Source organism: Streptomyces sp. ATLC9 (genome assembly GCF_057196705.1).
This window is the reverse complement of the sequence record NZ_JBXUOY010000013.1, coordinates 1-14,247: the sequence shown is the minus strand read 5'-3', so window position 1 is coordinate 14,247 and position 14,247 is coordinate 1. Positions and strand designations below refer to the sequence as shown.

At 71.7% G+C, this 14,247-nt stretch carries 14 protein-coding genes and 2 pseudogenes; 2 read left to right on the top strand and 14 right to left on the bottom strand.

Annotated features, from left to right (window positions below; translation table 11 throughout):
* Nucleotides 1–69 precede the first annotated feature (69 nt).
* The 3 genes and pseudogenes from AC2CJA_RS02880 to AC2CJA_RS02870 form a co-directional block, all read right to left on the bottom strand.
* Nucleotides 70–254: pseudogene (locus AC2CJA_RS02880) on the bottom strand (IS256 family transposase); the annotation flags it as partial.
* Between the two features lie 482 nt (nucleotides 255–736).
* On the bottom strand, nucleotides 737–1,864 hold the full coding sequence (locus AC2CJA_RS02875; protein WP_484601046.1) for a DnaB-like helicase N-terminal domain-containing protein: 1,128 nt from the start codon (nucleotides 1,862–1,864) through the stop codon (nucleotides 737–739).
* Nucleotides 1,864–1,989: pseudogene (locus tag AC2CJA_RS02870) on the bottom strand (DNA cytosine methyltransferase); the annotation flags it as partial. The gene AC2CJA_RS02875 and the pseudogene AC2CJA_RS02870, both read right to left, overlap by 1 nt.
* A gap of 201 nt (nucleotides 1,990–2,190) precedes the next feature.
* On the opposite strand from AC2CJA_RS02870, the gene AC2CJA_RS02865 reads away from it, so the two are divergent.
* A complete protein-coding gene (locus tag AC2CJA_RS02865) occupies nucleotides 2,191–2,925 on the top strand; it encodes a GNAT family N-acetyltransferase (protein WP_484601045.1) in 735 nt (244 codons plus the stop codon).
* A gap of 50 nt (nucleotides 2,926–2,975) precedes the next feature.
* On the opposite strand, the gene AC2CJA_RS02860 is transcribed toward AC2CJA_RS02865, so the two are convergent.
* The 10 genes from AC2CJA_RS02860 to AC2CJA_RS02815 form a co-directional block, all read right to left on the bottom strand.
* A complete protein-coding gene (locus tag AC2CJA_RS02860; protein ID WP_484601044.1) occupies nucleotides 2,976–3,839 on the bottom strand; it encodes an adenine nucleotide alpha hydrolase family protein in 864 nt (287 codons plus the stop codon).
* 105 nt (nucleotides 3,840–3,944) lie between these two features.
* Complete coding sequence (gene trpA / locus AC2CJA_RS02855) at nucleotides 3,945–4,667, bottom strand: tryptophan synthase subunit alpha (RefSeq protein ID WP_484601043.1); 723 nt, start codon at nucleotides 4,665–4,667, stop codon at nucleotides 3,945–3,947.
* A 197-nt stretch (nucleotides 4,668–4,864) separates the two neighbouring features.
* Nucleotides 4,865–5,581, bottom strand: coding sequence for a hypothetical protein (locus AC2CJA_RS02850; protein WP_484601042.1), 717 nt, complete (start codon nucleotides 5,579–5,581; stop codon nucleotides 4,865–4,867).
* A 281-nt stretch (nucleotides 5,582–5,862) separates the two neighbouring features.
* Nucleotides 5,863–7,653, bottom strand: coding sequence for a type IV secretory system conjugative DNA transfer family protein (locus AC2CJA_RS02845; protein ID WP_484601041.1), 1,791 nt, complete (start codon nucleotides 7,651–7,653; stop codon nucleotides 5,863–5,865).
* Nucleotides 7,654–8,290: 637 nt separating this feature from the next.
* A complete protein-coding gene (locus AC2CJA_RS02840; RefSeq protein WP_484601040.1) occupies nucleotides 8,291–9,112 on the bottom strand; it encodes an SPDY domain-containing protein in 822 nt (273 codons plus the stop codon).
* Entirely contained in the window at nucleotides 9,112–9,456 is a 345-nt protein-coding gene (locus tag AC2CJA_RS02835) for a hypothetical protein (RefSeq protein ID WP_484601039.1), read from the bottom strand. Before AC2CJA_RS02835 ends, AC2CJA_RS02840 begins: the two co-directional genes overlap by 1 nt.
* A gap of 29 nt (nucleotides 9,457–9,485) precedes the next feature.
* On the bottom strand, nucleotides 9,486–10,271 hold the full coding sequence (locus tag AC2CJA_RS02830; RefSeq protein WP_484601038.1) for an SPDY domain-containing protein: 786 nt from the start codon (nucleotides 10,269–10,271) through the stop codon (nucleotides 9,486–9,488).
* A complete protein-coding gene (locus AC2CJA_RS02825; RefSeq protein WP_484601037.1) occupies nucleotides 10,268–10,657 on the bottom strand; it encodes a hypothetical protein in 390 nt (129 codons plus the stop codon). Before AC2CJA_RS02825 ends, AC2CJA_RS02830 begins: the two co-directional genes overlap by 4 nt.
* Before the next feature lie 587 nt (nucleotides 10,658–11,244).
* The gene (locus AC2CJA_RS02820) at nucleotides 11,245–11,994 is read right to left on the bottom strand and encodes a hypothetical protein (RefSeq protein ID WP_484601036.1); all 750 of its coding nucleotides are present in this window, start codon (nucleotides 11,992–11,994) and stop codon (nucleotides 11,245–11,247) included.
* 492 nt (nucleotides 11,995–12,486) lie between these two features.
* Nucleotides 12,487–12,924 (bottom strand): hypothetical protein, encoded by a 438-nt coding sequence (locus AC2CJA_RS02815; protein ID WP_484601035.1) that lies wholly within the window; start codon nucleotides 12,922–12,924, stop codon nucleotides 12,487–12,489.
* A 506-nt stretch (nucleotides 12,925–13,430) separates the two neighbouring features.
* Between AC2CJA_RS02815 and AC2CJA_RS02810 the strand changes: the two genes are divergently transcribed.
* Complete coding sequence (locus tag AC2CJA_RS02810; RefSeq protein WP_484601034.1) at nucleotides 13,431–13,808, top strand: hypothetical protein; 378 nt, start codon at nucleotides 13,431–13,433, stop codon at nucleotides 13,806–13,808.
* A 4-nt stretch (nucleotides 13,809–13,812) separates the two neighbouring features.
* Here AC2CJA_RS02810 and AC2CJA_RS02805 read toward each other — a convergent pair.
* On the bottom strand, nucleotides 13,813–14,247 hold a 435-nt coding region (locus AC2CJA_RS02805; RefSeq protein ID WP_484601033.1), incomplete at its 5' end, for an HARBI1 family protein.

Genomic DNA, 14,247 nt, shown 5'->3' with positions numbered 1-14,247 from the left:
GGGCCAGAATCCGCAGGTCGTAGTTACACCGATGGGGTCGATCGAGCGGTGTAACGGGGGCGGTCGGGGTTACTGACGAGCAGTCGGGAGCCGGCCGTCGAAGGTGATGTCGAAGGCATTCAGGGCGGTATTCCAGCGCGTGGTCCGGTGGACCTGGCCCCGGCCGGCGGCTCCAAGTTCATGATGGCCGTGTAGACGCACTTCAGGGCGGCGGTCTCGTTCGGGAAGTGTCCGCGGGCTTCGGCGGCCCGGCGTTCGGCGTCGGACACGGGGGTGGGGCCGGGGCGCAGGATGTCGCCGTGGAGGCGTTCGAAGGAGTCGAGGGCTTGGGCGGCGGGGGAGTCGAAGGTGCCTGTGGCCCGCCGCAGATGGTCCTCGCAGTGGAAGTGGACGCTCTGGCCGCTGTCGCGGTAGGTGCCGACCGCGACGGTGGTCCACCCCTCATCGATCGCTTCGTGGAGCTGTGGGGAGGTCTCGGTGGTGAAGCCGTTGGAGGCCAGTGCCTGGGCGGCCAGGTTCGCCCAGTAGGGCTCCTCGTGATCGAGGCTGGCCAGGACCAGGGTGTGCTGGTCGGTCGGCTCGAAGCCGTGTGTGGTTAGGAGAGCGTGGGCTGCGCGGTGCGGGCCCCGCGGTGAGAGTGGCGATCATGGCGCTGGGATGGGTGGCGTGGGCATCGAGGCGTTCGTTTTTGCCGGGGGCCGGGCCGTCGGGTATCCGGTCACCGGCGGGTGAGGGATCAGTGGGGAATGCGCGTGGTGGGCGGGGCCGTTGTCCGCGGCGGGCCGGCCCGGGGCGGTGCCGTGGCCCTGGCTTTGCCGCGGGCGGGTCTGGCCGGTGGGGTGGGGGAGGTGGTGTGGTGCCAGCGGGTGCGTACGGCGGACAGGTCGGCGAGCGCGCGGCGGCTGCCGGTGACGAGTTGGTGCGGGGTGGCCGCCGGGGTGTCGGTGTACGCCTGGATCCGGTGGCCGACGCGGTGCGCGGTGGAAAGGACGGAGCGCTGAAGGATCCGCTCGCCCCAGTGCAGCGGGTCACCGACCGGCCCTGCCAGGAGAGTGAGGAGGTCGGCCGGCCTGGTGCCGGGGGTGAGGAGGCCGCGCTGCTGGGCCTCCCACAGCACGGTGACCGGGTCGATGGGGGCGCGGCGCCGGGTCAGGGCGGTCAGGCACTGCCACAGTCCGCCGTGCAGCGGGTGGGTGAAGTCGCCGGCGGTCAGCCACCGCATCCGCTCGGCGTCGCCGGGGTGGGCCGTCGCGGTCGCCAGCAGCAGCCGTTCCTCGTCGGCCGCCTCCTCGGCGTCGCCGGGAACAGCGGCCGACACGGAGGCGGTGGTGCGGGGCAGGGGGCTGGAACGCGGTGGGAACCGCGCGGCGATGTCGTCCACGAGGGAGGCGAGGGCATCGGCCTCCGCCAGGGTGGTGTCGACGGGCTGGGGCAGGGTGCGGTCCGTCGCGGTGTGGGCGAGGCGCTGGGCGCCGGCGCGCAGCGTCCGGCGGGCGTGGTCGGCCTCGACCATCCGCGCGTACGCGGGGGCGTGCCGGGGCCAGGGGCAGTGGTGGATCAGACTGTGCAGGTGGGAGGCGGTCAGTGCGCGAGCCTGTTGGCGGGCGGTGGTGAGGGCCTGGTCCAGCCAGACGGTGCTGTGCGCGTGCTCGGTGGGGTCGGGGGCCGACAGGGCGCGGATGGCGGCGAACAGGGCGCGGTGCGCGGCGGTGGAGAACGCCTCCGGGCCGATGCCGGGTATGTCGCCGAGGCGCTGGGGTTCGAGGAGGAGGGCGCCGAGGAGGGCCTGCTCGGCGTAGTGGACCGGCTGCGGCGGTGGAAGGGTGTCCGGGCCGTCCTCGTCGGGTTCGGGTGGGTGGGGCATCAGACTGCCAGGGTGAAGTCGTCGGGGTTGAGGGGAGCGCGTGGGTGCGGGGCGAGGAGGTGGGTTGTGAGCAGCGGGGGGACGGCGTTGCCGATCTGGAGAACCGCCGGCCCACCAGGCCAAGGCGTTCGCGGGCCGTCGACCGTGCCTGGCGCGGCGGCTCCCCCCCGTCAAGTCCTGCTTGTCGAGTCTTTCCGCGGATCTCGCTCCGGACGGTGCCGCCCTCCACGGTTCAGCGGGGGATTCGCCGGCGAGTCACGGCGCCGGTCATGCCGACTGGTCGATTTCCCCAGCGCGCGGCGATCTCGGGGTGGCAGGATCAGGGTATGAGCGGTGATCCGTTGCTGGTCCGTGCCCGTGGCCTGTGGGAGGTACTGGCCGCTGCGCCCGTCTCGTTCGATCCGTCCGGCGGTGTGACGGTGGTCGCCTCGCCCGAGTCGGGGCTCTGTCCGCCATCTTGGGCAGGCATCGTCGTGCTGGGTGACGCGGCGATCGTCACCGCACCGACGGAGGCCGCCGCCAGAGCGCTGGGGTGCGCGGTGGCCGAGGTGCCGACGGACTCGCTCACCGAGGCCGATGTGCTCCGGGCGATACTGCCCGTTGCCGAAGTACTCGGCCCTGCCACCTTGGGATACGTGTCCTGGGACGACTTCCGTCCTGCGGTGGTCGGTGCGGCCGTCGAGGACACGACCCCTGGACATCGGGAACTCCATGGGTTGGTGAGATCGGCGGGGTGGGAGGAGGCGAGTGAGAGCGGGATGGAGGAGATCACCTCTCCCGCGTTCATCGTCCGTGAGGGAGCCGAGGTGACGGCCGCGGCCGGGTATCGGACGTGGCCGGCTTCGACCGCGCACATCAGCGTGCTGACGGCCCCGCTTCACCGGGGCCGCGGGCTGGCCCGGCGGGTGGCTTCCGCGGCGGTGGCGCATGCGCTCGCTGCGGGCCTGATGCCTCAGTGGCGGGCTCGACCGGTGGAATCCCGCAGGGTCGCAGCCGCCCTGGGTTTTCGGGAGCTGGGGACACAGCTGAGCGTCCGGCTCGACCAGGACGAGCTCACCTAGGACGGTTGCCGGTCTTCAGGTCACGGTCACGCTCCACTGCGCGCGGAGGATCAACAGGCCAGCCCGAAGCCGTCCCGCACCGGCGCGTCCGCCTCTGCACGGCAGGCCCAGGGCGAGCACCCGTCGGCCACGCCGTGCTCCAGCTCGTCCGCGTCCGCCGGCCCGCCCGGGTCGGCGGCGCGTTCGGCGGCGGTGACATGGTCGATCGGCGCCTTGTCCAGCGGCACACGGGAGCGGTGGAGGAACGCCTGGCCGAGCAGCTGGTTGCCGGTGGCGTTGGCGCGGGCGTTGCCCTTGCGGATCGCGGCGTCGAAGGCGACGACGTCCCGCCACTCCTCGGGGCTGGTGTCACGGATGTGGCGCCACTGCGCGTTGCCGTGGAAGGGGCACCCCAGACACGAGGACTTCGGCGTGTCCGCCAGGCCGAGCGAGGTCAGGTAGCGGACGCAGTCGCCGCGGGACCAGCCCAGGTCGATGAGAGGGTGCCGGTTGCGCATGTAGCGCACGTCGGCGTCCTTGGCGCGATGGAACTCATCGGTGGAGATGCCGACCCACTGCTCGGCGAACACATCCTTCGGGACGCGCCGCGGGTGGGGGTAGCCGAGGAGTTCGCGGACCTTCTTCTTGATCGGTTTGATCTTGTATTCGCCGGTGCACTGGCGCCGTGTCATGCCCGGCTTCCCGTCCTGGTTGAGGATGTAGAGCGGCATGGAGGCGAATCGGTGGTTCGGGTCGAGGGCATCCTCGCGGATGTTTCCGGCAGAGACGCGCAGCACGGGGATTCCTGCGGGTGCGGCTATCTCCGTCTCCAGGCGGTCGAGGTGCTCGTATACGGCGGCCGGTTCCCATCCGGTGTCGGCGAAGACGGCGTAGTCGACCTTCGGGAGGAGACCTTCGGCGGACAGGGCGAGCATGGCGCTGGACTGGATCCCCGCGCCGAGGGATATGGCGCGGAACTGCGGAGTGGGGGAAATGGCGATTCCTGACGGTGAGATGGGGAGGGAGGCCGACCGGCCCGCTCAGTTCCGCGCGTGGAGCGTGTGAGTGAAGGCGGTGACGAGGCCGCCCGCCTTCTCTGGGCCGTGGTCGAGGGCACGGACGACGGGGGTGCCGATCACGACGGCGTCGACCAGCGGCGCGACGGCGGCGGCGAGGTCCGGGGTGGAGATGCCGATCCCGGAGACAACCGGGAGCGGGCCGGTGGTGCGCAGGCGCCGTACGGCGGCGGACAGGGCATCGAGGTCGAGAGGACCGCGGTATCCGGTCGGGGCGGCGCTGGCGGGTGCGTAGAGCCACCCGGACGCGGTCGCGCTGATCGCGTCGAGCTGCGGGTCGGTGGTGGTGCGGGGTGCCAGACGAGGGGTGGTGAGGGAAGCGGCGGTGGCGATCTGATGCCAGGAGCCGGCCGCGGCGTCGGGGAGGTCGACGACCATCACGCCCGCTGCGCCCGCGTCGGCGAGGAGACGCGCCAGGCGCTCGGGTCCGTACCGGGTGACGGGCTCCCAGTAGGTCATGACGACGGTCGGCACCCGGCGGGCGGCGTGCTCGACCGCACGCACCGTACGGTCGAGCACGTTCCCGGTGCGCAGGGCACGGTGGTAGGCGGACCGGATGGCGGGGCCGTCCAGATACGGCGTGCTGTAGGGCAGGCCGATCTCGAACAGATCGGCGCCCGCTGCGGCCAGGCGGTCGAGCGCGCGGCGCTCCACGGTCGGCGCGTGCATCCCGGCGGGCACGAACACCCCCAGCGTGCAACGAGGTTGGGTGAGAGTTTCCCGGAGCGCCTGGGCCGGTTCCGGGACGAGCGTTTGCATGGGGTGGTGGCACCGGTGCGAGGTGTCAGCGCTGGCCTCAGCCGGTGGATGCGGGGCGGAGGCGGAGGCCCGGTTTCGGGGGAAGCCGGGGGAGGTGAGGGCGGCGTTGCCGGGGCGGAAGCCGTTCATCGGCGCCTCCCGCCCGGCCGGCCGGGCGTCGGCGACCTGTCTGGTGAGGCTGCGGGCTTCGGTTCGGGCCGCTGGACGTCCAGCACCAGCTTCCCGGCGGCCGTGACCGTGATGTCCTGGCCGGCGATAGGGGCGGGTTGCGTGTCGACCCGGACAAGCCGGTGCTTCTCCAGCACGGCGAAGGGCGTGGCGTGGATGCCACCGCCGTCGCCGGCTCTGATGCTTCTGCTTCCGTTTCGGTGCTCGTAGCGGCGGGTGCCGCCTTGGGCGATGGTGGCGAGCGCCGTGTACTGGGCGTCGGTCAGCCGCGGCAGCGGTGGACGGTGTTCCGGGCGGTCCTTCAGATCGCGGGCGATGCCGGAGGCGGTGTACTGGCAGCAGGTCGCGCATAGGTCGAGGTGGTGGGCAGCCGCGGCCAGGTTCTCGGCCAGGAGGGGCTCTGCCTCGGCGTGCCGGGCCTGGCGCACGGCAGCGTCGTCGATCGGCCGGCTCTCGGCGTGGACGGTGGCTTCGAGCGGATTGTCGGCCACCGCTCTCGCCAGCTGCGAGGCGGCGAGTGAGGCGGAGGTGACGACCTCGCCGAGCGTCTCCAGAGAGGAGCGACTGCCGGGCACGGCCGTGTACTGGCTGCCGTCGAGTACGGAAAGGCGCACCAGGGCGCGGCCGACCAGTTCGTGGATGGCGATGATCTTGGGGCCGAGCTGTTGCAGCATCTCGCTGCCCGGCCGGGCGTCCAGGGTGGTGACAGCGGTATGCAGGGCGGCGAAGTCGGCGCCGAGCCTGCGTAGATGGTCGATCTGTACGGGCAGGTCGATCCGGCGTACGGCGATGGTGGGGGCTCCGGTGCGTAGGGGGCGGGTGGGTACGGCGCCTCTTCGGCGGGCAGGCCTGCGCCGACTGCGGAGACGCGAGTGCGCTCGGCAGGTATGGCGGCGGAAGGATGAGCCTCAGGAGGTGGATGGCCGAGCGGGTGCGCCCTGCGATTCGGGCGTCTTCACTCCGTGGGCCCGTGGTCGTCCTGGCGTGGGGTGGTCTTGGCGACCGCGCGGGTGGTGATGGCCTGTGAGGCGCGGGCGGAGGCAATGGCCAGCTTGTCGGCGCCGGGTTCGGCGTACCAGGGGCGCAGGTCGAGCATGGCGGCGCGCAGGCCGGTGGCGAAGCACAGCGCGGTGCCCTTGGGCAGGGCGCGGATCGCGTCGGCGGGCAGGATCCGCTCCTGCCGCATGGAGACGGAGGTCGACCTGCCGGACTCGGAGCGGGAGGTGGAGGTGGTCGGGACGTCGTGGTCGCCGATGAGGCGGGAGAGCTTGTCGGCGAAGTCCGGGTCGTCGATGCCGGAGCCGATGACCTTGATGGTGCTGGCGGACCACAGTGCGTCCATTCCGGCGTCGCCCCAGACCCTCTGGCCTTGGCGGTAGGACTGCAGGATGGTGATCGGGATGATGCCGCGGCTGCCGAGGTGGGAGTACAGGTCGGGCAGGTCGCTGATCTTGCAGACGTTGGCGGCCTCGTCCAGGATCGCCAGCATCGGCGGGTCCAGGCGTCCGCCGACGCGCTCGGCCTGGGCGGTCGCGGCCCGCATCACCGAGTCCGCGCACGCGGCGATCAGCGCGCTCGCTCCGCCGCCGCCGTCCTTGGACAGCAGGTAGAGGGTGTCGGTGGAGGCGACGAAGTCGGCCGGCCGGAACTCAGGGACATCCCTTTGCGGGGTGACCCAGGCGGCGATCTCGCTGTTGAGGAGGGCGGCGGCGTACTGGCGGGCGGTCTCGTAGATGCCGTCGCGGGTCTCGGGCGGTCCTTCGACGGTGCCCTTGAGCTGTGCGGCGACGGCCGTGAAGCCGTGGTCGCGCAGGATGTCCAGTGGGGTGCGGTCGGCGGGGAAGGCCAGCCACTGCATCACGTCCGTGATCGGCCGCTGGTCCAGCGCGGCGGCGAGGAAGAGCTGGGAGAGGATGTTGGATCCGGCCTTGGACCAGAAGTCGCCCTGCTGGCCGGCGTCCACGCTCGCGGCGAGGAAGTGCCCGGCCAGCCGGCCGGCGCCGTCCAGGGTGGTGGCGTCGGCGAGGGGGTTCCACCACATCCGGCGGGTGGCGTGCGCGATCTGCTGGGGGTCCATGGACCACACCCGGCCCGCCTCCGCCCGGGCCTCCAAGGTGGCGGTGTAGGCGTCGCCCGCGGCCTTGTTCGAGGTCAGCAGGACCGGACCGGGGGCGTTGAGGATCGCGGGGACGGCCAGGCCGGTGGTCTTGCCGGAGCGCGGGGCCATGATCGCGACCGCGACGTCCTCGTACCCCATGCGGACCTCGTGCCGGCTCTTTTGCAGGTTGCCCAGCAGGATGCCGGTGTCCCTGGGGTCGATGCGCTTGGCGGTCTTCAGGCTCGGCCGCAGGGAGCGGGCCTTGACGGTGAGCGCCTTGGCCATCAGGGGCTGGATGTCCCTCGGCGTGGCCATTCCGGGGATCTTCTTCCGCTGTCCACCGCCACGGCCTTTGTGGCGCGACCACGCGGCGGCGGCCACCGCGGCGAGGGCGAGCAGCACGGCGACGGGCACGATCCGGGCACCGATCAGCAGGGAGGTTTCCCCGGCCTGGGGCCAGAGGTGGTCGGGGTGGAGCAGGGCGGTGGTGGGCTTGTAGCCGGCCCAGGGGCGGCCGGTGGCCCAGGCGGTGACGTTGCCGGACAGCCAGGCCAGATGGGACAGGGGGACGACGACGGCGAGCACGCCGAGGAGGAGGCGCAGGGCGATGTCGTAGCCGTCGCTGGATGAGCTGCTGGGAGAAGGCAAAAGGCGGTGCGCTTCCGGGCGAAGGAGCGAAGACGGAGCCGGTCAGCGGGTGCGGCTCGGACCGGTCGAGAGGGCTGTGGTCGCAGTCGGGGGTTGAAGTCACGGGCGAAGGGGCGCACCGGGCGGCCGCGTGGATGTCGCGGATGGCCTGGCCGTGGGTGGCCCAGTCGTCGAGGTGGCTCCAGCATTCGGCGTGGTGCTCGGCGAGTGCGTCGTCGAACACCGGGGTGCCGGGCCGTGCGTCGGCGGGGAGGCCGTCGCGGGTCCGCAGCCATTCGGTGTGCAGGGCGTCGAGCTGGTCGAGCGCGCTGCGCAGGATGCTCAGCTGGTATCCCCAGCGGTGCTGCACCGCGTCGGTGGGCAGTCGGCCGAGTTGTGTCTCGGCCGTGGCCAGCAGGTGGCGGGCACCGGCGCGGACGGGTTCGAACGCGGAGGCGGTGTCGGCGTCACGCCGGCTCGCGCGCAGCCCGTAGGCCTGGTCGTCGTGGGGCTGGCCGTCGAGGTCGGTGTGCTCGTCGGAGTACGCGTCCCAGGCGTCGAGGATCTCCTTGCCGTCGCGGAGGAAGCCGTCGAGATGGCTCAGGAACTCGCGGTAGGAGGTGGGGGCGAGGGAGATAGCGGAGGTCTCCTGTCGGGATCAGCGGCGCGCGGTCGGCCGAACGTTGTCGGCTTTCGCTGGGGCGGCCGCCGCTCTCGGCCGCGGCCGGTGGACGGTGCGGGTCATCCGGCGGATGGCGTCGAGCCGGACGGTGTGCGCTTCGACGACCTGCTGCGGGGTGAGTGGACTCGGCCGCTGTACGACGCTGTGGTGGGCGATGCGGTCGTACATGCCGCGCTGGAGCGGGGCGGTGTCGGCGAGTGAGGCGGTGAAGGCGGTCACCAGGTGGGAGGGGGTACGGCCGTCGAACCAGGCGTGCCAGATCCGGGGACCTGCCGGGGTGCCGTGGTCGTGCCGACGGGTTTCGATGTGCCAGGACGGCGTGTCGTGCTGGTCGACGTGGCGCAGCTCGATGTGGCACAGGGCGTCCGGCGAGTGGGCCGCGTCCGGTGCGTCGAGCAGCCAGCCCGCCGAGGACAGCACCCGCCAGGGGCCCGGCTGTTCGCGCGGCGGCGGGGCGATGAGGGCATCGGCGAGGCTGCCGATGAGCTCGGCGGGCACGAGTTCGCCGAACTCGGCGTACCAGCCCGGCTCGGTGTCGGTGGCCTCGGCCCGCAGCCGCCACCAGGCGGAGGTGGTGGACTGCGGATCGAACTGCAGGCTGTGCCGATGGTCGGGGCTGCGCAGGACGATCTGCGGGCTCAGCGGGTCGGAGGCGCGGGTCCATCCGGCCGCGGCCAGGCCGTGGGTGACGTGGCGGGCGTCGCCGGGCCCGGCGAGATGGCGCGGGGCGGTGTCGAACGGAATCCGCCGGGCGTGGGTGTCGGCGAACGCGGCGAGCTGCCGCTCGCTCACCGGCATCAGCGGTCCTCCGACGTGCCCGGTGATACGCCTGTGAGGAGGAAGCGCAGGTCGAGGGTGTAATGGAGGGTGTGCTGGTCGGTCTGCTCCCACGCGGTGGTGCGCAGCTCCGCGACCAGGACGTGCAGGTCGGGAGTGCGCGGGGTACCAGGGTGGTCGAGCACGGCCCGGGCGAAGGCGCGCAAGGTGTCACCGAGCTGGACGGGGACACCGGTGTACTCGTCCAGCAGCGGTTCGACAAGGGCGAGCGCCTCGCCGGGCTCGGGGGCGTCGCGTAGATACTCGGTGAGCCGGGACAGGGTCTCGGTGACGATACGGAGATCGTCCGGGGTCGGTGCGGACACAGGACTCCTCGTAGGGACGGGCACCGGGGTCAGCGGCGGGCGCGGGCGTGACCGGCGGTGGCGTGAGGGCGGGGCCTGCTGGAGGCCCAGGAGTTACGGGCCCAGGCGGCGGCACGGGCGGCAGTGATACGGGCCTGCTGCCAGGCACCGAGCTGGGAGGGGAGAACGGACACCGACGTGGTGCGGATGCGGTCGCTGGGCGGGACGTGCCCGCGCGGACGCATCACCGGCCGCGGGTCGGCCAGCGCGGCGGAGAAACTCTGGAGCAGGTGCATCGGCGTGCCGGGCGTGAAGTGGGCGTCCCAGTTCCTGCCGTGCTCGGTGCGGGCACCGACCCACCAGAACGCCTCGCAGGCCCCGGCCTGGTGGAACTGGACGAAGGCGTTGCCGTCCGGGCTCATGGCGGTGAAGTGCCGGCCGCGTTCGGTCTTCCAGTCCCGCTCCCGCAGAGGCGCCCATACGTTAGGGGCGTGGGCGGAGCGGGGCCGGGTGAGGGCGTCGGTGAACCCGGCGACGATCTCCACCGGCGTCTGCCGGCCGAGGGTGGCGTACCAGGCCTCCTGCTGCCGGGTGGCGGTGCCGCGGATCGTCCAACCACCCGGCTGGGTGAAGGGGTCGTATCCGACCCGGACCGCGCGATCGGGGCTGTCGAAGACCAGCAGGCCGCCTTTCTTGGACCTGTCCGTCCAGCCGGAGGCGCGCAGGAACTCGCCGACGTGCCGCACGTCGCCGCCGCCGGCGAGATGGCGCGGCTCGACCAGGTAGTACTGCTGGGCCTGCTCGACGGCCCCCCGGCCGCCCTGACGTCCCTTCACCGGCGTTTCCTGGCGGCCACGCCGGAGGCCACCGGCTTCGCCGCCGTGGCACCCGCGGCGACCGGAGGCGCGGCGAGGCGCTGGATGTCCGCGAGGTACTCGTCGAGGTTCAGGCCGATGTCGTGCAGTTCGTTCGAGGCACGCCCCAGGGCGAGCCAGAGCTCGGGCGGGAGAGTGCCACCCCGGGCGTGGCGTTGGGCGAAGTGCGAGCCGGTGGCCAACAGCGCGGTCACCTGGCCGAGGACACCGTCGTCGCAGTCGAGGACCCTGTCCAGAACCTGGGCGGCCCGGTGCGGCGGGGCCTGGGCGAGGTACTCGGCCAACTGACCGAGGCGGTGGGCGACGTCCTCGGCGAGGGTGACGGCGTAGGGCATGGGGTCGGTCATGGTCCTCCGTAGGTTGTCGGGCGGCCCGGAGGGCGGAGGCGGTCAGTGGTGCGGGCTGCGGTGCCGGGAGTGGGGCTGTAAGGCGGTGCTGGACGGTACGCAGGTCGTGCACGGCCTGGTGGTAGGCGGCCTCGTCGAACAGCTCCGGGGTGATGTTGACCCGGTATCCGGCTGCGATCAGGGTCGGGATCGCACGGGTGGCGAGCCGTTTCCGCTCCGCCTCCGGCAGGCGGGCGGGCGGGGACGGTGTGCCAGACGTAGACCGGCCCGGCCGTGCGGACTTCCTGACGCTCCAGACCGAGGCGGTCGAGGAGAACGAGGAGCTCCTCGGGGGCTCCGGTCGGCGTATCCGCGTGGATGGTGTCGCTCAGCGCCTTGCGGTAGATCTCGACGTCGGTGCCTTCGCCGTCGGCGCGGTTGCCGATGAAGTCCTCCGTAGGTGTGGGGTCGGTGACGTGGGGGAGTAGGGGGCGAGCCGGCGCCGGGCCGGTCCTTGGTCCCCGCCCGGTGTGAGGGGGTGTTGGGCACCGACGGAGGCGGACGTCGAATCCGGCCAAGGTGCGCGCAGGGGTGGCCAGTGCGCTGTTCTACCGGCTCCTGGTGGCCGAGGCCCAGGCGGCTGCCGGGCTCGGCACAGGCGTCGGCGGGGCGGCGGTAGGCGCGATTCGGCCCGAAGGGTGCTGGAGCGCGACGGCGATACCGCGCGCGTCAAGCTGTGGTCCGACCGCCCGCACGGCGCGGGCCTGCGCGGTGCTGTCGTCGCCGCTGAGACGGTGGATGCCGCTCTCCTCGCGGACGAACCCGTTGGCGATCAGGACCTCAGCGGCCTCCTCGCTGACCGGGGCGGCGGCAAGGCCGCCGTCCGGCTGCCAGGTCAGAACGACCCGGTCCGGCCGGGACGGCCGGATGCCCGCGGCGTTGCAGCGGACCTGGAGGAAGGCCGCGTCGAAGCGCGTCAGCAGATCGCCGGCGACCAACTCGGCACTACGGAACGGGTCGTCGCTCACAACGACGCCGTCCGGTTCGCGCACGCCCCGGAACGCCTCCGCGGGAAAGCCGCTGGGCGCGATGGCGGCGATGAGGAACCCCTCCCGCTCGGGCCGGTCGAGGACGACGAGCTGCGCACCGTCCTGGCGGGTGAGGACGGCCGCTTGCCGGAGCGGGTGCTCGGCGAGGATCTCGGCGACCAGATCCAGGTCCCAGACGCGGTCGGTCAGGTCGGCGAGGTCGTCCTTGTGCTCGGTCGGATGGTGGACGCTGTTCCAGGTGCCGGGTAGTTCGCCGGCGAGGACATCGGCGAACGAGGCGAGACGCTCGGAATTCTCGTGGTCGTGCATGTCTTCCTTGATCAGGTGGGCGGTGTCAGCGGTGCGGCTCGGCGGCACGGGGAGGAGGCAGGCACACGCGGCTGAGCGTTCGCGTTCCGGGGGCGGCGGTCTCTTCGGCGCAGATGCTGCGGCCGGGGTGCGGGACGTGCGGGTCGGCGAGGTCGTTCCGTGTGGAGAAGACCGGCGCGGACGACGTACGGGTCAGTGGTGTCGCCCATGCCGTTGTGGAAGTCCGCGGCGATATGGAGAAGGCCGTCAACCGCGGCGAGGCTCCGTCAGGGGAGGCGGTCAGCTCGATGTCGACAGTGGGGCGGGATGGTGGGGTCCCGGCCCTCGGGCGAAGGGTCAGGACACCTACTCATCGCCCAGGCGTTGGAGTCCAGGCCGGACCAACGAGCGATGACGGCGTGCTCGGTCAGTTCTCTCGGTATCGACACCGAGCGCCCAGTGCTTCACTGAGCAGGTCGCGCGGGGTGTGGGTGTGCACATGGACGCGGGGGATCACAGACCGCCCCGGTGAAGGTCGGCGACGTGCACGAGCTGGTTGAGCGCCGTGGTGGTGTACCAGCCGCAGTCGACCAGCGCGTCCCGTCCGGCGTACTTCGGCAGGAGGTGATCCTCCATGGCGCGCAGGTGGATCAGGCAGTCCGGGCAGCGGCGCGAGAGATGCACGAGGTAGCGCGGATGGCCGGTGATGTAGGTCTGAGCTCCGCCCGTGGCATCACGCAGCCGCCACCCGTCCTCGTCGGTCGGCGTGTGCCACGAGGGCGCGACGACACGCATGGAGTCTCCCCACAGCTCCCCGCCGGAGACCCCCCTGAGGACGACGACCTGGTCCCCGGCCTCGAAGTGGGCGTGGGTGACGTCCCGGACAGGGGTGAGCGGATCGGGCGTCGGAGCGAAGGCCGGAGTGCTCGGAGGCAGACGGGGATCGGTCACGGCATGTCCTTCCACGCGGATCGGGTGGCGGCGGGAGGATCAATGGTCCGCGGGATCGCCGGTTTGGCTAACCGGCGATCCCCGGCTATGTTCCGGCCCACCTCAGTGGAAAGGACTCTTGGCTCCTCGGCCCGACTCAGTCGCGGTGAACCGTTTCCAACCTCAAGCTGGTGTGATGAGGCGGAAGATGAGGACGACCTTGGCCAGGTCGGTGATGCGGACGGAGGAGCAACGCAGCCTGCGCAGCAGCCGCTCGCAAACGGTCCGTTGCCGAGGACGGTCCGCATCCGGTTGGGAGCACGTGCGGGATCGACGGTGTCCGGAGCCACAACCGTCACGAGGTGGCGTTCGACCTGGCGACCGGTTTGCCTCCGGCCGAGCGCTCCTTGGCCCGAATCGCGAGCTCGAGGACGAAGCTGACGGCGGTGACGCCGAGTTCCTCGCGGAGCCCTCTATGCTGCGCGAGGCAGTTGGTATGAACAGTCCATTGGGGGGCGTGGCGCCGCGTGGCCGACGGGATCAAGTACGAGTACAAGACCGTGCAGACAGTTCGGGGCACCGACGGCTTGGTGATCTCGAAGATGCAGAAGGACGGCTGGGAGCTCGTAGAGCAGGCCCAGGGCACGCTTCGCTCCACCCTTGACTTCCGTCGACCGAAGAAGCCGCAGCCGTGGCTTCTGATCGGCACGGTGGCTGCCGTCCTCGTGATCCTGGCCACCGTCATCGCTACCGCTTCCGCACTCAGCGACGGAGGCGAGGAGAAGGATGAACCGGGCAAGCCGACGGTCGCTGCAAGCGAAAAGTCTTCCGGTGCGCCGACTCCGACTGCGGCCGATTCGGCCGCCACTGAGCCCTTCCCAGTAATGGATCATGACGTTGCGTGATCGTTCAGATGGTGCGGTCGTATTCGAGTTGGAGCAGGACGAGGGCTGCGGCGGCGATCTTCGTGATACGGCTGGGGTCGAGGCTGACCCTGCGCAGGGCCTTGAAGGTCGTCTTGAGCAGGGAGTTGGCGCGCTCGCAGACGCCGTGGATGCCGCGGATGGCCTTGTTGTACGTCTGTTGCTCCTCGGTCAGCTCGCCTCCGGCGGGCTTCTTGAAGGGATGGCGGAAGCCGTCGCCGGCGTTCTCGTAGCCGAGGTCGACCAGGGTCGGCATGTCCAGTTCGGCCGCGATGCGGTTGAGTGCCTCGACCAGCCCGTGGTGGCGGGCGCAGGTGGTGTCGTGTTCCCGGCCCGGCCGTACGGGCGAGACCCAGATCGGCCAGCCGTCCGGGGTGGCGATGACCTGCACGTTCCCGCCATGGTGCTTGTGTTTTCCGGA